Below are 16,810 nucleotides of genomic sequence, written 5' to 3' on the forward strand. Positions count from 1 at the left end.
GGGGCGCCTGTGCGGCCGTGTGCCGCGTTGGCTCGCACCTCGGAACCCGGCCCTTCGTCGCGCATGCTGGTGCGCGCATGATCCTTCCGCGCCCCGTGTCCAATTAGACCGATAAGATGCTTTTGTGATCACGTCTGCACGGCCGTGGCGCCGTCGCCCCGCCTACAGCGGCCGATGGGAAGCTGCCCGGCTGGCGCCCTTGGTCCTGACCCTTCTCATCGCCGCCCTGGCGTTCTCCACCCCCAGGGATATCGCCTTCAGCCGCCTTCTGCCCGTCGCGCCCGCCCTTGCGGCCGCGATGTGGCCCGTGCTCCCCACGTTGGCGCTGGGGGCGATCTGTCTCCTGCTCATGATCGTCCTCAGCTTCTTCCACACCGACTTGGGGACGCCGTACACGTCGGCCGCGATCATCGCGGTCACCTTGGCGGCCGCGTACGGCAGTCATGTCCGACTTCAGCGGGAGGAGACGCTCTTCCAGGTCCGGCTCGTCGCCGACGCGGCCCAGAAGGTGCTGCTGCGCCCGCTGCCGCACCGCATCGAGGGCGTCGAGATCGAGTCGCTGTATCTGGCAGCTCAGGAAGAAGCGCGGATCGGCGGTGACTTCTACGAGGTGATCGGTACACCGCACGGGGTGCGGCTCCTCATCGGTGACGTACGGGGCAAGGGTCTGTCCGCCGTGGGGGCGGCCTCGGCGGTGATCAGCTGCTTCAGGGAAGCCGCCTACGACGAGCCCGATCTGCAGGGCATCGTCCACCGCCTGGAAACCACCGTCATCCGCCACAGCGCCGCCTTCCCCGCCCAGGACCAGCCCGAGCACTTCGCCACCGCCCTCCTCGCCGAGATCCCGCACGACGGCAGCCGACTACGAATCCTCAACTGCGGGCATCCCCCGCCGCTGATCGCGCACTACGGGAAAGTCCGGGTCCTGGAGCCCACCACCCCCTCCCCGCCCCTCAACCTCGCGGCGCTCATCGGTGACCGCTACCGGGTCGACATCGTCTCCTTCGCCCCCGGTGATCAGCTGCTGCTCTACACGGACGGCGTATCGGAGACCCGGGACCACACGGGCCGGTTCTTCCCGCTGCCGGACTGGATGCACCGACACGACCCGGAGCACCCCCGCGAGCTGCTGGACCAGCTGCACCGGGACCTGCTCCGGCACAGCGGCGGAAGACTCGACGACGACATCGCGGCCCTCGCACTGAGACGCACCGCTGAGCAAGATCGCGGAGTGGCGGGCGCCGGGGGCTGAGCTGTCTGCATCGCCAGCACCCCCGTCTGCCGTCCGGCGGCACCGAGGGCTGCGGCTGGGCGGTCCGCCGGCCGACGATCCAGGTCAGGACGGCTCGGGCGCTCGCAGCACGGCCGACCGCGGAATCGACTCCGGCGGCATGGGTACCAGGCATCCGAACCCGACACTTCCAAACTGCTCCGGAGAGTCATGACGCAGGGGATCGAGAACGACAAGGGCAATCGGTTCTGCAAGGCATGCGGCACGCCCGCCGAAGACGGGAAGCTGTGCAGCCACTGCGGGGCGGTTCTGGACTTTCCCGCTGGGGAAGGGCTGATCGAGGATGAAGGTGCGGCAGTGCGCCGGGACTTCGAGGGACGCGCTCGGCAGCAAGAGCAGGAGTGACGGGCCGAAGGGAACCGGGCCGCTGGTCGGCCCCACCCGGGTCTCGGCGAAGCAGGGGGCGGGCGCCCACTCGTCGCTCGCGTCCGTGAACTCGACGGCCACCGCAAGGCCGGTGGGAGAGTCAGCCCGCACCACGCCGACACTTGCGGCGAGGGTCCGCGGTTTGACGACGACTGGACGGTGCGGCCGGCCGCGTACGCCCCTTCCCACGTGGGAGGGTCGGTCAGCACCAGGCGGACGCGGAAGTCGCGTCCAATCGACTGCAGCAGGTACTCGGCGGTATGCGCGGAGGCCGGTCGTGATCGCGAGCAGGTGTCCCATCGTCATGGGCACCGGATAGCCGTGCGCCGCCGGGCGGGCAGCCCCTGCTGGGCGGACCCCTGACGGCCTTCGCCCGCAGGGGCTGCCCGCCCGCCGTTGCCGGCCCGTGCTCATGCAGGGCTACTCGTCCCGCTCCGCGACGAAGATGCAGAACGGGTGGCCCTCGGGATCCCGGTATACGCGGAAGCGCTCCTCGTCGTCGGGATCCGGCCGGTCCCGGTTGCTGAGCAGGCTGCCGCCGAGGCTGAGCACGCGCTCGTGCTGGTTGCGCAGTTCCTCCAGCGAGGCGACGCTCAGATCGAGGTGCATCTGCTGGGGCACCGGGCCGTCGGGCCAGTCCGGTTCGCGCAGGCGCTCCACTTGCTGGAAGGCGAGTTGCGGTCCACCGCCGGGATTGCGCAGGACGAGCCAGTCCCTGCCGTGCTCGTCCGGCCGTCCGGGCGGAGGCGGCTCGTCCCCCTCCGCGTATTCGAGCCCCACCAAGGACCGGTAGAACTCGGCGAGTTTGCGGGCGTCGGTGCTGTCGAGCACGGTCTGCACCAGCCGGATGCGGCGCGCGTCGTCGGTCATGGACTCCAGGTGCCCGGCCCGGCCCCGCCCGAACGACCCACTCGGCAGAACTCCCGCGGCGAACGACGCACGGCGCTCGACCCCGGCCTCGGCATCAAGTCGCCGGGCCCGGCCGCCTCGGTCCGCAGGGGGCAGAACTTGGAGTAGTGGACGAAGCAGGCGTACAGCTTTCATGTTGCGGACGTTGCATCTGTTGCTTTTGGCATCGCCGGGATGCCGTTGTCGGGAACCGGCGGCGGTGTCACGCCTCAGGTCGGGCGCACGCTGGTGGGCGGTGGGGAAGCCGGCTCCAGGCGGACGCAGCAGTGGCCGGGGCGGGGCGCCAGGCATGCCTGGAGGCCGCTTTCCGTGAGCCCCTCCAGCAGGCCGCGGAGCAAATGCAGGTTCATGCCGCACACCGTCTGGGTGTGTTCGCGGGCGAGGGTGTGGAAGGGGCAGTTGCCCAGGACGATGGCATCACCCTCACGGCGGGGTTCGAAGCCGTTCACTTCCAGCACGGCGAACACATCCGTCCTGCCCGGTCCGGCGAGCTGTGCGCCCACTCCGTGTGCCTTTCGGTGCAGGACCGAGCGGACCGGTTCACCTGTGGCCTCGGATTCCTCCAGCGCCTGGGCCAGGAGCCGTCCGGCCAGCTCGTAGTGCCGCTCCGGGAGGCTGACGGTGACCTGCTTGGCTGAGCGCTTGTAGAGCTTCGCGGGCCGGCCCGCTCCGGGTCCGGTGCGTCCGCTGCGCCGCTCGTAGACGACGTCGAGCAGTGACTCGTCGGCCAGCCGGTCCAAGTGGAAGGCCGCGGTCTGCCGGGCAAGCCCGAGGGCCTCGGCGGCGTCGTCGCGGCTGACCGGTTCCGGCTGGCGCACGACGTGGTCGTAGAGCCTCCTGCGGGTCGGCTCGTCGAGAGCGGCGACGGCGGAGACGTCAGGGCGGGCTACTTCCTTCGAGGGGTCCACGAACACCAGTGTAAAACCAACAGCGATTGACTAAAGAAGTTTTCCGCGCTTCTATCGTTAATGAGAGTTGCCGATAGAAGGAAGGGCGTCATGTCGTCCGCAACCACAACCACCACAACCGCCGCCTCCCGGCGGCCCACGCTCAGCGATCCCGGCTACCAGGCGTTCGTCATCCTGCGCGCCGGGTTCACCGTGGCGCCGATCCTGTTCGGGCTGGACAAGTTCGCCAACCTGCTCGTGGACTGGCCCACCTACCTCGCCCCGTGGATCAACGACATCGTTCCGGGCAGCGCCCAGGCGGCCATGTACGCGGTCGGAGTGATCGAGATCGTCGCGGGCCTGGTCGTCGCGCTCGCCCCGCGCTTCGGCGGCTGGCTGGTGGCCGGATGGCTCGCCGGGATCATCGTCAACCTGTCGACCATCCCCGATTACTACGACATCGCGCTGCGCGACTTCGGCCTGTTGCTCGGCGCGGTGGCCCTCGCCCGGCTCGCCCAGAGCTACCAGGGCAAGCGGCAGTCTCACTGACAGCAGCCGGCAGCGACAGGAGGTGACGAGGCGGGTGGGCCCCTCCAACGGCTCACCCGCTGGGTGTGAGGGCGGCCCGTGCCCATGCCCGGGCCCGCGACAGTCAGGGCAGCAAGCGGAGGGATGAGCCGAGGCGAAGCGAGGATGGAAGATCATGGATGTGAAGCTGGACCGGCCAGGGCGCCGAGGGCGTAGCCGTCTGCCTTAATGACCCGGCCGGGAGCGACTCGCCAGTAGCCACCTGACAGCTGTTCGGCAAGCAGATCCGGGTCGAGCACTGCGTCCTCGCGCTTCGGGGCTACGTCCAGGGGGCCCGGGCCCGGCCGGAGAGCGCCAGGTGTCAAGATGGAAACATGACCATCAAGGTATTTTTTGACATCACCATCGACGACGTCCCCGCCGGCCGGATCAACTTCGACCTGTTCGACGACGTCGCCCCCAAGACCGTGGAGAACTTCCGCGCGCTGGCGACCGGCGAGAAGGGCTTCGGCTACAAGGGGTCGTCCTTCCACCGCGTCATCCCGGAGTTCATGCTCCAGGGCGGCGACTTCACCCGCGGCGACGGTACCGGCGGCAAGAGCATCTACGGTGAGAAGTTCGCCGACGAGAACTTCACGCTCAAGCACACCAAGCCGGGCCAGCTCTCCATGGCCAACGCCGGCCCGAACACGAACGGCTCGCAGTTCTTCATCACCACGATCGTGACGTCGTGGCTGGACGGCAAGCACGTGGTGTTCGGTGAGGTCGCCGACGAGAGCAGCATGGAACTCGTGCGGAAGATCGAGAGCTACGGCTCACGGTCCGGCCGTACCTCGGCCACCATCACCATCGCCGACTGCGGCGCTCTCTGACCGTACGCCGCGAGTGGGGCGGTAGCTGAGATTCGTGGGTGTCGGGACAGACGGTTCCCGACACCCACCTCGCCTCATCCGATCGGTCCGGGCTCGCCCGGGAAACCGGATACCGGCGGCGTAATGCCACGGGCGCAGCCCACCTCATCAGCGTGGTGGCCGGGCCCCGTCCTGCCGGCTCGCCCCCAGCGGCCGTTCTCGGCTCAGCCGCCGCTCTTGCGCCGGAACGACCGCTGGTGGGAAGCCGGGCCGTGCGCGCCGCGGATCTTCGACCCGTGCGGATTCACGGTGGGGTCTGCGGCATCCGCCTGCAGCCCGCGCTTGCGGGCCAAAGCCTCCCGGAACTTGCGCTTCAGATCGTATTGACCGTCAGCATCGGGCGTGAGGGCAGGGCTCTCGGCGTCAGCCGGCTCCGGACCTTCCGGTGTTGGAGACTCTGCGGCCATGGTGACCTCCTGGGCTCGGGCGTTGGAGAGCACAGCTTGTCATGCCGGGCACCGCATGAGGCGAGGACCACCCGGGTACGGGTCGGGAACGGGATGACCGGAGGGGTGCTGCCGGGGTGGGCCGGACATCGGCGTGACTCGAAGTGGTCGATGTGGGAACCGGAAGAGCAGCCCTGACGCATGAGGGCAGGCCGGATGCCCGGACGGACGCCGGTCCCTTCACCGGGAAAGAGACCACGATGGCGCACGAAGACGACATCGGGCAGGCTGTGACGAGCACGCCGGCGATGCGCACCGACGGCGGCGGCACAAGGCGCCGTCGTCCCTTGGGAGAGCGGCACGTCGAAGAGACGGTCGAGGTCGCGGTGCCGGTGCGGACGGCGTACAACCAGTGGACGCAGTTCAAGACCTTCCCGCGCTTCTCGACGGTGGTGCACGGCGTCGAGCAGGTCAGGCCCACGGTGACCGCCTGGACCATCGGCTACGGACCCCTGCGCCACCGCTTCGCGGTCGAGATCGTGGAGCAGGACCCCGACGCCTACCTGGCCTGGCGCGGTCTGGGTCAAAGCCCCTCCCACCAGGGCGAGATCGAGTTCCGGTCGACAGACTCCGGCGGTACCGCGATCACCGTCCGGCTGCTTCTGGAACCGCGGGGAGTCGCGAGGATCCTGGCCCGCTCGTCCCGGGCCGCCCGGCTGACCGCCCGTCTGGTGCAGGGAGAGCTCGTGAACTTCAAGCAGTTCATCGAGGGACTGGGGCAGGAGGGCGGGGCCTGGCGCGGCACCATCCGCAACGGCCGCGTGCAGCACGATCACCCGGAACCGCCCAGGAGCCGCGTGGCCCAGTGGCCCGTCGGCTGACCCGCGTGACGGACACGGCAAGAGAAAGGCGAACCGATGCAGAACCCGCCCGGCGGGGAGCCGGAGACCACCCTCTCCGTGACACCGCCGAAGAAGTGGGCAGCCGGAGTCCCCGCGGTCGTGCACGCGTTGGAGTACTCCTTGGAGCAGACCTCCCCACGCAGGACCGGGGTGGATCTGCTGGCCATGAACCAGGTGGGCGGGATCGACTGCCCCGGCTGCGCGTGGGCGGACCCGGCCCCGGGCCGGCGCCATCGCAACGAGTACTGCGAGAACGGCGCAAAGCACATCAATGACGAGGCCACCACGCGCCGGATCACCGCCGACTTCTTCCGTGAGCACAGCGTCGCCGACCTCGCCGCACGCTCCGACATGTGGCTCAACCAGCAGGGCAGGCTCACCGAGCCGATGATCAAGCGGCCGGGCTCCGAGCACTACGAGCCCATCGGCTGGAACGACGCCCTGAGCGTCCTCGCGCAGGAACTGAAGGCGCTGGCCTCCCCCGACGAGGCCGTCTTCTACACCTCGGGCCGCGCCAGCAACGAGGCCGCCTTCGTCCTGCAGCTCTTCGCCCGCGCCTTCGGCACCAACAACCTGCCCGACTGCAGCAACATGTGCCATGAGTCCAGCGGCTTCGCCCTGAGCGAGACCCTGGGCACCGGCAAGGGCACCGTCAGCCTCGAGGACCTTCACCACGCGGATCTGATCTTCCTGGTAGGGCAGAATCCCGGCACCAATCACCCGCGGCAGCTCAGCGCCTTGGAGGAGGCCAAGCGGGGCGGGGGCCGGATCGTGGCGGTCAACCCGCTGCCGGAGGCCGGGCTGCGGCGCTTCAAGAACCCTCAGAAGCCAAGCGGGGTCGTCGGACGTGGCACTCAGATCGCCGACCGTTTCCTGCACATCAAGCCCGGCGGTGACCTCGCCCTGTTCCAGGCCCTCAACGGTCTGCTGCTGGAGGCGGAGGACGCCCGGCCCGGCACCGTCCTGGACCACGACTTCATCGACGCGCACACCACCGGTTTCGAGGAGTTCGCCCAGCACTCCCGCGCCGTCGACTGGGACGACGTGCACACGGCGACCGGACTGACGCGCGAAGAGATCGAGAGGGTCCGCGACGAGGTCCTGAGCAGCGAACGGGTCATCGTCTGCTGGGCGATGGGCATCACCCAGCACAAGCACGGTGTGCCCACCATCCGGGAGATCGTCAACTTCCTGATGCTGCGCGGCAACCTGGGGCGCGCCGGAACCGGCGCCTGCCCGGTGCGCGGCCACAGCAACGTCCAGGGCGACCGCACCATGGGCATCTGGGAGCAGATGCCGGACACCTTCCTCGACGCGCTGCAGGACGAGTTCGGCTTCGACCCGCCGCGTCCGCACGGCCTGGACTCGGTGAACTCGATCAAAGCGATGCGCGAGGGCCGCGTCAAGGTCTTCCTCGCCCTGGCCGGCAACTTCGTACGCGCCGCTCCCGACAGTGAGGTCACCGAGGAGGCGATGCGCTCGTGCCGTCTGACCGCCCATATCTCCACCAAGCTCAACCGCTCGCACACCGTCTGCGGCGACACCGCGCTGATCCTGCCGACCCTGGGGCGCACCGAGCGTGACGTCCAAGCCGACGGCGAGCAGTTCGTCACGGTCGAGAACTCCATGAGCGAGGTACACACCTCTCAGGGTCGCCTCGAACCGGCCTCCCGGCTGTTGCTCAGCGAGGTCGCCATCCTGTGCCGGCTCGCCCGCCACACCCTGGACGGCAAGGCGGACATCCCCTGGGACACGTTCGAGGGCGACTACGGCACCATCCGCGACCGCATCTCCCGCATCGTGCCGGGCTTCCATGACTTCAACGCACGGGTGACCCGCCCCGGGGGCTTCCAACTGCCCAACCCGGTCAACGAAGGCGTCTTCAACAACAAGGTCGGCAAGGCGCTGTTCACCCGCAACGAGCGCGTGGTCCCCCGGGCACCCGAGGGGCACCTGCTGCTGCAGACGCTGCGCTCGCACGACCAGTGGAACACCGTCCCTTACACCAACAACGACCGCTACCGCGGAATCCGCGGCAGCCGTCACGTGGTGCTCGTCAACCCGGCCGACCTGACCGAACTCGGTCTCGCCCAGGGTGATCGCGTCGACCTGGTGAGCGTTTGGGCGGACGGCTCCGAACGCCGGGCCGAGGACTTCGAGGTCGTGCCCTACCCGGCGGCCAAGGGCTCGGCCGCCGCCTACTATCCGGAGACGAACGTCCTGGTGCCGCTGGACAGCGTCGCCGACATCAGCAACCAGCCCACGTCCAAGGGCATCGTCGTACGCCTCGAACCCGCCGTCGACCGGGGGGTGTGACGCCCCGGTCGACGAGGATCACGGTTCGCTCAGCAGGAACTGCTGCAGGACGACGAACTGCTCCCGCACGACGATGAGCTGCTCCCGCACGAGGACGAACTGCTGCCACAGGACGACGAACTGCTTCCGCACGATGAGGAATCACCGCTGGAGCAGCCACTCGACGTGCCTTCGCTCGCGCCTGCCACCCACCACGATGAGTGGTCGACCGGGCTGCAGGCATCGTGCGGCGTCGTTGTGCTGTGCGTTCCGGTGCTGGTCGGCCAGGTTGCCCAGCCTGGCCCGGCGCCAGATCCGTGCACGTTAGCGCGCACGGCCAGATCGTCCCAAGCACGACGCCATGCCCGGCGCACCATCCAGGTCACCACAGTGACGACTGTCAGTACGCCCACCAGCACGAATGCGATCTCCACGACGTCCCCCTTCCGCCGAGCCGCGCCCGGATTGCCCGCAGTATGCCCGGCGTTGTGGTGACCTGAAGCGCATCTTGAGCAAGTCCAGAGCTTCGCCACGAGCCGTCTCTCCGGCCCAGCGTGCCGGACCAGCGATGACAAGGGTCCGGAAGCACTGTCAGTCCGCCGAAGTATCCTTCCGGCCACCGCGCACCGACTGTGAGGACCGAGAGAGTTGACCGGCTTGCCCGCTTTCCCCTTGCCTTTTCACGCTGCCCGTTCCCTGGCGTTCACGCCACCGCGAACGCTGCGGGAGCTCCAGATGATGCAGTGCAGCGCACACATCCGGGCGAAGCCCGGGTGGTTCGACAAGATGAATGATGCCGACATCGTCGCGAAGTGGACACGGGAAGCGGTCTGCCAAGGCCTCACCGAAGCGCAGGTTCGCTATGTGCTGGCCGAACTCACGCATTACGCCGCCCTGAGAGACGGGCGAACCGGCGTCGAGGTGTCCGCCGTGGACGGGGTGTGGCAGTCGGACGCCCTGGTCGACGACACGCTCAGATCGCGGTTGCGCACGGCGGTTCAGGTCTTGGAACAGGTTCCCGAAGCGGAACTGGACTGGCATCCCGGCTCCGACGGACAGGTACTGGATCTGGTTCATCCCTCACTTTTCTGTCTGGTGAGAGGGGTGAGCGGTGCGCCCGAGCGGGCTTGGCGGAACCCTGCGAACCCCTACTCGAAGTACGAGTTCTCGGAAAAGTTCCAGTGGCTGCCCACGGACGTCGATGTCAGTGACGACGGCGATGTCGCCTTCCGCTCGTACGTCAACAACGTTCACCCGGAGACACATCACGAACTGGCCTCCGTCCTGCCGGACCTGTTCGCGCGTATGCGCCCGCTACTGGAGAACGTGCTCACCGATCTGCGCCATCCGCGGCCCCTGCGGATCGAGACCGATCCCTACGGCTGGTACGACTCGGAACCCGAGTATCCAGACAAGTCCTCTTACAGCGATGACGAGGCCTACGCGGAAGCCCGCCGCATATGGGCAGCGACTTATGACGAATGGTGGGAAAAGCGCCGCCCCGCCGTCCCGGACGCACCGGCCTTCACCCAGCCCGAGCGACTCGATGAATCCACCCGGGTCGACCTGCGCGGCCACCGCCTCCAGGTCATCGTCAAGTTGGCCACGATTCACCTCACGCCCGGCAAGCCCGAGTACCCCGGCGGATCCTGGCATGTCGAAGGGATGCTGAACGAGCGGATCGTCTCCACCGGCATCTACTACTGGGACAGTGAAAACATCACCGAGAGCCAACTGAGTTTCCGGGCGGCGCTCCACGACCCTGATTACCAACAGAACGACGACAACGGCCTGCGTGAGGTCTATGGCCTGGAGGACGAAGACGCACTGAACCAGATGCTGGGATCGGCTTCGACCCCGGCGGGCCGCTGCCTTGCGTTCCCGAACATCCTGCAACACCGGGTCGGCTCATTCCGCCTCGTGGACCCCACCCGTCCGGGATACCGCAAGATCCTTGCGTTCTTCCTGGTCGACCCATCGGAAACGGTCGTCTCGACATCCGATGTGCCACCGCAGCAACCGTGGTCCGACACGTCGACCATGACGCTCGAGGAAGCCAAGAGCTACCGCGAACAGCTCATGCTGGAACGCAAGTTCTTCGTCGACGAACACAACGAGCAGCTGTACGAACGAGAGTTTTCCCTCTGCGAACACTGAACAGCTGGAGGTAATCGGCCGAGGCCCAGTACGCCGTCGCCTGCTTTCCGTCGAGCAGGCGACGGCCGCTGATCCCCGATGAGACTCAGGCGTGTCCAGCCACAGGAGTTGGTCTTCGAGATCTTCGGGTCAGTCGCCGATCCGCGGCAGAAGGGAGACCATCTCGCTGCCGTTCCGGGCGACCAGCACATCCTGGTACAGCAGGAGTTGGGGCGAGCCCCCGAACCCGGGCCTCGTCTTGCCGGTGTCGAGGTGCGTGCGCCAGACCTGCTCACCCGTGTGCAGGTCGAGTCCGGACAGGTCTCCGGCCGGGTTGAGGAAATACACGACCCCCTGCTTCGCTGAAGCCACGGGTTTCGCGAGGCCGGGAATCGTGTCCGGGCTCGGCACCTTGATGCCCACCGGGCGGGTCCACAAGTTCTTTCCCGTGGTCAGCGAGCGCGCCGAAGCCTTGCCCTGCCGGGACACGGTGATCAAACGATCACCGACGACAGCGGAGGTGACCACAACGCCGTCGATCCGATAGGGGTGTGAAACATGCTCTCCCGAGCTGTTGACGGTGGTCAGCTGCAGGTCCTTGCGCCCACCGTCCCCGGCTGCGATCAGGACGATCCGGTCCCCCGAGGTCCCCACGAGCTGCTGCCCGCCGGGCAGAGTCGCGACCTTCGTGATGGTTCCGGTCGTGGGATCGAGACGGAGGACATCGGTGGCGTCCGGCTTCTCGATGTCCGGTGTGCACAGGAGGTAGGGCACTCCGCTCAGCACGGCCCGCTGACACACGATGCCCTTGTCCCAGGTGTGGCGCCACTTCTCCTTACCGGTCAGCGGATCAAGGGCCGACATCGTGCGGATCGACGGGGTGTTCGCCAGTACCGCGCCGTCGATGAGCATGGCGGCCTGGTCCGTGCGGTCGTCCTGCGGCATCTCCACGGTCCACAGCACCTTGCCGGTGCCGGCGTTCACCGCCATCAGGTCGGTGCCGCCGCTGTAGTCCCCGTCGGGCCGGTTCTCCGCGGTGTGGTTGCGGTAGGCGTACACCACGCCGTCGCGCCCGGCGAGCGGGTGGTCGATGCCGTCGCCTTCGCGATTGACCTCGACGCCCCACAGCCGCTTGCCGGTGTTGGCGTCGATCTTCGCGGCGTCGTACGCGGACCCGCTGCAGTACAGCGCGGCACCCTCCACCACACATCCCCGCTCGCCGACATCCAGACCGCTGGTCTGCCACGGCTTCCAGCCCTCCGGCGGCGTCGCCGGGGACGCCGCCGGCCGCACGGGCCGATCATGCCGTGCCGTACCACCGTCGGCGAAGCCGAACACCGCGCCCACGCTGATCGCGGCGACCGCGACCGCCGTTCCCGCGGCCTGCGAGAAACGGCGCCGGCTCCGCCGCCGCACCACCTTCTCCACCAGGTCCCCTGGGGCTCGCACCCGGTCCAGCGCGACCGCGCGCAGCGCCTGCCGGACCTTTTCCTCCACGTGCTCCGTCGTCATCGCTGAACCTCCTTGGGCGTGTAGCCGAGCGACCGGATCCGTTCCTTCGGCCCTTCGGGCCCGAGCTCCGGTACGAGCAGCCGGAGCTTGGCGAGTGATCGGTGCGCGGTACTGCGGACGGTGCCGACCGGGCATCCCAGCAGCGCCGCGACCTCGGCCTCCGGCAGGTCCTCGAAGTAGCGCAGCACGACCACGGCCCGCTGCCGCTTGTTCAGACGGCCCAGAGCCGCCCACAACGCGACCCGCAACTCGGTGTCGGACCCGGCCTCCGCGCCCGTTGCCTCGTCAGGCAGAACGGGCACCGTCGTCTCTGCGCGGTGTCTTCGCAACCGCCAGCGGTTGACTTGCTGGCGGTACATCACCTGGCGGACGTAGGCCTCGTGTTGCTCGATGCGCCCCCAGCGCCCGTAGGCCTTCATCAGTGCGATCTGCAGCAGGTCTTCCGCCGCGTACCGGTCCCCGCCGGTGAGCAGCACCGCTAGTCGTAGCAGCGCGGTGGAGCGCATCTCCACGAACTCCCGGAACTCGTCATGACTCGAGGCCTCCATCGACCCTCCCCTTCTCGAATCATCACGACGCGATGAGCCGCCCCCGGCTATCCCTCCCCGGGCAAGATCGTGCGTTCGTCCAATGAGGCGTCGTTCGCCTCTCAGCCCACCTGTTGCTCTACGCCGCCGACCACGACGTGGCCGCACTGCCTTCGCAAACAGGCCGGAGCCGGCCGTCCGTATCATCGGCCGGCCGGTTCCTGGACGTCGGGCTGCGATCAGTCGCAGAAGGTCGTCAGCCCTGGGTGCCGCTCTGGTCGACGGGGTACAGACCGAGCACACCCTTCGGGTCGGACGGGTTCACACCCTTGACGTCGCCGACGTAGAGGGTGATACGGGCCTTGTAGCGGTCCAGGGCGCCGCGGTCGTTCATGAACGCGCCGAGACCGAGCGGGTTCATGTTCTTGTAGTCGAAGATGCCCTTGCGGCCTGCCGGAGGGGCGACGTCGCTGCGCGCGCTCCACGTGCCGATGGCGTTCTGTTGGGCGTCCTTGGAGAGCAGCCAGCTGAGGTAGAGCTTGGCAGCGGCTTTGTGCGGCGCGTTGCGGAGGATGGCGCCCGTCTGCGGCCAGGCGACCCACGGAGACTTCGTCGGCAGTGTGGTCCGGGCGATACCGGGGGCGCCGCCGGCGGTGCCGAAGCTCGCCACGTAGCCGTTGGTGCCGACCAGATCGGCGGAGTCCTGGGTGCCCCGGACGAACTTCGGGTTCTGGGCAAGCAGTTTCCTCAGGTAGTCGAAGCCGTACTTGTCGGTGAGCTGCTTGAAGTAGTAGAGGACGGCGTCGTCGTCGTTCGGGTACGTGAAGACCAGCTTGTTCTTGAACTCCGGCTTCAGGAAGTCCTTCGCCTCCACGGGTGCACCGCTGCCGAGCTTGGTGGCGGTGACGTTGGAGAAGGCGAAGAAGAAGAGGCCGGTGTAGTAGCCGTCCTTGTCCTTGATCTGGTTGTAGACCTTGTTCCAGCCGACCGGCTTGTACTCCTGCAGGACGCCTTCCTTCTTCCAGCGCGGGAAGTCGTCGATGGTCTGGAGGTGGACGACGTCGGCGACGACATGATGCTCGTCGATCTGGTTGTCGACCCGTGCGTCGTGGTTCTTGCTGAAGTCGACGACGATGTCGACCTTCATCTTCGGGAACTTCTTGACGAAGGCGTCTTTGAGGTAGTCGGCCTGGCCGGGCTTGTCGCCGCCGGCGTAGACGACGAGGCGACCGCCTTGGGCGACGGCCTCCTTGTACAGCTTCTGCAGCTGGGCTTCCTCGCTGGTGTGCCGGTCAGCCGGTTTCGTGGAGGGGGTGGCGGCCGCGACGGTGACACCGCTCGTGGCCAGGACTCCCAGCGTGACGGCGGTGGCCCATGCCTTTCGGGTGATACGCACACTCGTCTCCTTCGTGGTGGGGTCAGAAGGGGAAAGACTTGATAGTTCAAGTACTGAGCTTCACCCTAGGGGCTGGTATTGCAAAGTTGCAACACTTGAGGACGGGGCCCGCCTCTGCACGCGGAGCGGTCGACGGCCGCCGAGGAGTGTTTCTGTCAGCGCCGCCAAGGAAGGCCGGACGAGGAGGCCGGACGTCCGGGGCCTGTCAGGCCGGCAAGGAGGATCTCGCACGCTTCACCGAAGGCGCTCGCCTGCTCCGGCGTCAGCCGGTCGAAGACGGCGGCCCGGACGGTGGCGACATGACCCGGGGCCGCCCGCTCGAGGGCGCTCAGGCCCTCGTCCGTCAGCACGGCGAGCTGGACCCTCCCGTCGCCCGGCGCATCGACGCGGCGTACCCAGCCCCGCTCCTGCATGCGGCTCACGGTGTAGGAAAGCCGCGTCCGAGCGATCTTCAACTGCTCGGCGAGATCGGTCATCCGCAACCGCTGCTCGGGAGCCTCGGAGAGGAACACCAGCACCGAGTAGTTCAGGTGACTCAGGTCCGCCTCGTGCCTCAGCTGCTGGTCGAGGGCGTCCTCGAGCACCAGGCTGAGATCGCGGTACGCGCGCCACGTGCGTTGTTCGTCCGGGGTGAGCCAACGGGGTTCCATGGTTGGCACTCTAAGAGGTGGCAGGAACTGTTCCCTGCCCACGTGTTACGGCCACTCGGGCACGAAGAAGCCACGGCCGTGGTGATGGCGACGCTGATGGCCTGTCCGCCACCTGCTCAGTACCCGCCCTCGATCCTGATGGTGAGAAGGCGGCTCTCGTCGGCTTCCTGCGGCACCGTGCACCGCAGTCGCTGCTGGATCGCTCGCACGGCGTTCATGTACGCGTCGGCACGGTCGCCGTTGTGGATGGCTGCCACGTGTCCGGTGAGCCGATCGAGCACCGCCGGCCGCGTGCCGTAGTCGTTGTGCGGGAAGAGCGGATCGAAGGACGAGAGGATCTCGCCGTCCTCAGCGTAGGAGATCCAGCACGAGCCCGACTCGCTGTCCCGCAATGAAAGCGCCACCGTCTCCCGGGACACAGATTTCGCAATGTCGTCTGCCGCCAGATAGGAACCCTCGGGCTCGATCACGAACGACCAGCCGTTGTGTGTGCCTGCCCTGAGGACAGGACCGTCACCGGCGAGGACCCCACTGTCCCGCAACCGGTCGAATTCCGCCTCGGGCACGTCGCCTTCGTCGATGTCCTCGCCGAGGGCCTCGATGAGGGCCGTCTCTGTGCGGGTCAAGGCGACGGCGTGGAGGCCTTCGCCTCCTACACGGGCCAAGAGGTCAGCGGGAGTGACGCCCCTTGCCAACACGGCGCAATAGCCGAACTGGTAGAGCCGGCGGTTCGGGAAGATGTCGATGCTCACTGCGCTGCCCCCTCCGAGCTGTTGCGACTTCAGTTCCGCGTCGTCAGCGTTCCCTGCGCACGGATGTCGTGTCCGGATCCATCGGGGCGCCGCTTGAGTTCGTGGGCCGTAGCTCGGCCAGTTGGTGGCCGTGGTGGTCGAGGTGAGGATGTTGCGCGCGATGCCGGTTCGCTGCTGAAAGTCGGTGAAGGCTCGCGCGCCGTCCATGGCGTCGCGAACGATGAGCAGGCTCCAACCGGTCACCGACCAGATCCAGAGTGCGCGCGACCAGGCAGGTCGGGTCGGTCCAGGTCACGTCATCGCCACGGATCTCCGGCTGGGTCATCCTGCCTCCAAAGAGTTGCTGGGTGCGGTCGTACCGCGGTTCTGAGGGGACGTCTCCGTGAGGAGATCATCGCAAGCTCACGGGCAGCGACGGCGGCCGCCCGCCGTCCTCCGCCCGCCAGGCCTACAAGCAACGCAACACCGTCGAGCGCTGCATCAACCGACTCAGGAACTGGCGCGGCCTCACCACTCGCTACGAGAAGACCACCACCGTGTTCCAGGCGGGACTCCACATCGCGGGCCTTTTCATCTGGTCCGCTCGATGATCCGAGAGCAGCCAACTGACGAGCGTCAGTTCCACGGTTCCCGGTGTGGGTTTTCGCCCAGCAGCGTGGCTGCGGCCACGCAGAGGTCTTCGCCGAAGAGCTGGTTACTGCACCATTCGGAGCCCCACAGGTCGGACGCGGCCTGGGCCACAGCGCGCCAGGAGTAGTCCTCATCGCATCGCCACGTGCGGATCTGAGCAGCCATCTCCGACGTGATCGTCGCCGGGTCAACAGTCTTATGTGTCACCCGGCGACCCTAGGGTCGCTCCGGGACAGTGGCCACAGGATTAGCCTTCGCTCACGCAGCGGACGGCCCAGGCGCTTACAGGTGGAGCGGCGTGGTGCCGTCCGGGTTGCGTCCGAAAGCCGCCTCCAGAACGGCGGGGAGGTCTGGCTCTGGGACCGTGGCGCGCAGTTCCGCCAGGACATGACGGAAGCTGTCGTCGTCGATGACTCCCATGTGTTCCTGACGGAGTTGGTGGATGATCTCGACGAGGTCGGACCTCAACCGCATCCAGGCACGGGAGGTTCGGATCTCCTCGTCGACCTGGTGCATGAACCAGCGCATGACGCCGTACGGGATGTCCAGGTGCCCTGCGAGGGGGTTGAAGCACACCGTCGGCTCCCGTGCCGGGTCCTCGTCGGGGACGATCGCGGTCACGACATTCCGTTGCCCGGCCACGACGTCCAGTTCCAAGTACCAGGCGTCGTCCGGTACGGAGTACATCGTGGTGATCGTGTAGTCACCGTCGGGGTGTGGGAAGGCCATTGC

General features: G+C 67.7%; 17 protein-coding genes and 1 pseudogene. 7 read left to right on the forward strand and 11 right to left on the reverse strand.

From position 1 onward, the window contains the following. Positions 1-124: 124 nt before the first annotated feature. Both ABTX60_RS15775 and ABTX60_RS15780 read left to right on the forward strand, forming a co-directional pair. Positions 125-1,252 carry a PP2C family protein-serine/threonine phosphatase gene (locus ABTX60_RS15775; protein WP_502992327.1) on the forward strand — a complete coding sequence of 376 codons (1,128 nt, stop codon included), beginning with the start codon at positions 125-127 and terminating at the stop codon, positions 1,250-1,252. 189 nt (positions 1,253-1,441) lie between these two features. Beyond that, a complete protein-coding gene (locus ABTX60_RS15780) occupies positions 1,442-1,636 on the forward strand; it encodes a double zinc ribbon domain-containing protein (RefSeq protein WP_352097607.1) in 195 nt (64 codons plus the stop codon). Positions 1,637-2,077: 441 nt separating this feature from the next. On the opposite strand, the gene ABTX60_RS15785 is transcribed toward ABTX60_RS15780, so the two are convergent. Continuing rightward, positions 2,078-2,527 carry a VOC family protein gene (locus ABTX60_RS15785; RefSeq protein WP_352097608.1) on the reverse strand — a complete coding sequence of 150 codons (450 nt, stop codon included), beginning with the start codon at positions 2,525-2,527 and terminating at the stop codon, positions 2,078-2,080. A 248-nt stretch (positions 2,528-2,775) separates the two neighbouring features. Beyond that, positions 2,776-3,480 (reverse strand): helix-turn-helix transcriptional regulator, encoded by a 705-nt coding sequence (locus ABTX60_RS15790; protein WP_352097609.1) that lies wholly within the window; start codon positions 3,478-3,480, stop codon positions 2,776-2,778. A gap of 84 nt (positions 3,481-3,564) precedes the next feature. On the opposite strand from ABTX60_RS15790, the gene ABTX60_RS15795 reads away from it, so the two are divergent. Continuing rightward, entirely contained in the window at positions 3,565-4,002 is a 438-nt protein-coding gene (locus ABTX60_RS15795; protein ID WP_352097610.1) for a hypothetical protein, read from the forward strand. A gap of 353 nt (positions 4,003-4,355) precedes the next feature. Then, positions 4,356-4,853: a peptidylprolyl isomerase gene (locus tag ABTX60_RS15800; protein WP_352097611.1), complete on the forward strand. Its 498-nt coding sequence runs from the start codon at positions 4,356-4,358 to the stop codon at positions 4,851-4,853. A gap of 203 nt (positions 4,854-5,056) precedes the next feature. On the opposite strand, the gene ABTX60_RS15805 is transcribed toward ABTX60_RS15800, so the two are convergent. Beyond that, positions 5,057-5,299, reverse strand: a complete 243-nt coding sequence (locus tag ABTX60_RS15805; RefSeq protein ID WP_352097612.1) for a DUF5302 domain-containing protein — start codon at positions 5,297-5,299, stop codon at positions 5,057-5,059. Between the two features lie 239 nt (positions 5,300-5,538). Here ABTX60_RS15805 and ABTX60_RS15810 point away from each other — a divergent pair, with 239 nt between their 5' ends. The 3 genes from ABTX60_RS15810 to ABTX60_RS15820 all read left to right on the forward strand — a co-directional run bounded on the left by ABTX60_RS15810 (position 5,539) and on the right by ABTX60_RS15820 (position 10,632). Further along, positions 5,539-6,159: an SRPBCC family protein gene (locus ABTX60_RS15810; protein WP_352097613.1), complete on the forward strand. Its 621-nt coding sequence runs from the start codon at positions 5,539-5,541 to the stop codon at positions 6,157-6,159. A 36-nt stretch (positions 6,160-6,195) separates the two neighbouring features. Then, positions 6,196-8,496, forward strand: a complete 2,301-nt coding sequence (locus tag ABTX60_RS15815; protein WP_352097614.1) for an FdhF/YdeP family oxidoreductase — start codon at positions 6,196-6,198, stop codon at positions 8,494-8,496. 627 nt (positions 8,497-9,123) lie between these two features. Then, positions 9,124-10,632 (forward strand): DUF4246 domain-containing protein, encoded by a 1,509-nt coding sequence (locus ABTX60_RS15820; RefSeq protein ID WP_352097615.1) that lies wholly within the window; start codon positions 9,124-9,126, stop codon positions 10,630-10,632. Between the two features lie 129 nt (positions 10,633-10,761). On the opposite strand, the gene ABTX60_RS15825 is transcribed toward ABTX60_RS15820, so the two are convergent. The 8 genes and pseudogenes from ABTX60_RS15825 to ABTX60_RS15860 all read right to left on the reverse strand — a co-directional run bounded on the left by ABTX60_RS15825 (position 10,762) and on the right by ABTX60_RS15860 (position 16,807). Next, positions 10,762-12,123 carry an outer membrane protein assembly factor BamB family protein gene (locus tag ABTX60_RS15825; RefSeq protein ID WP_352097616.1) on the reverse strand — a complete coding sequence of 454 codons (1,362 nt, stop codon included), beginning with the start codon at positions 12,121-12,123 and terminating at the stop codon, positions 10,762-10,764. Next, positions 12,120-12,671, reverse strand: coding sequence for a SigE family RNA polymerase sigma factor (locus ABTX60_RS15830; protein WP_352097617.1), 552 nt, complete (start codon positions 12,669-12,671; stop codon positions 12,120-12,122). The genes ABTX60_RS15825 and ABTX60_RS15830 overlap by 4 nt, the downstream gene beginning before the upstream one ends. 235 nt (positions 12,672-12,906) lie before the next feature. After that, positions 12,907-14,046, reverse strand: coding sequence for an ABC transporter substrate-binding protein (locus ABTX60_RS15835; protein ID WP_352097618.1), 1,140 nt, complete (start codon positions 14,044-14,046; stop codon positions 12,907-12,909). 155 nt (positions 14,047-14,201) lie between these two features. Continuing rightward, positions 14,202-14,696, reverse strand: a complete 495-nt coding sequence (locus tag ABTX60_RS15840) for a MarR family winged helix-turn-helix transcriptional regulator (protein ID WP_352097619.1) — start codon at positions 14,694-14,696, stop codon at positions 14,202-14,204. A 116-nt stretch (positions 14,697-14,812) separates the two neighbouring features. Further along, complete coding sequence (locus ABTX60_RS15845; protein ID WP_352097857.1) at positions 14,813-15,448, reverse strand: DUF6461 domain-containing protein; 636 nt, start codon at positions 15,446-15,448, stop codon at positions 14,813-14,815. A gap of 141 nt (positions 15,449-15,589) precedes the next feature. Then, positions 15,590-15,773: pseudogene (locus tag ABTX60_RS15850) on the reverse strand (winged helix-turn-helix transcriptional regulator); the annotation flags it as partial. Positions 15,774-16,063: 290 nt separating this feature from the next. Further along, on the reverse strand, positions 16,064-16,243 hold the full coding sequence (locus ABTX60_RS15855) for a hypothetical protein (protein ID WP_352097620.1): 180 nt from the start codon (positions 16,241-16,243) through the stop codon (positions 16,064-16,066). A gap of 117 nt (positions 16,244-16,360) precedes the next feature. Beyond that, on the reverse strand, positions 16,361-16,807 hold the full coding sequence (locus ABTX60_RS15860; protein ID WP_352097621.1) for a hypothetical protein: 447 nt from the start codon (positions 16,805-16,807) through the stop codon (positions 16,361-16,363). Between the last annotated feature and the right edge of the window lie 3 nt (positions 16,808-16,810).

This window comes from Streptomyces sp. NPDC126510, from assembly GCF_040302345.1.
Taxonomy (GTDB): Bacteria; Actinomycetota; Actinomycetes; order Streptomycetales; family Streptomycetaceae; genus Streptomyces.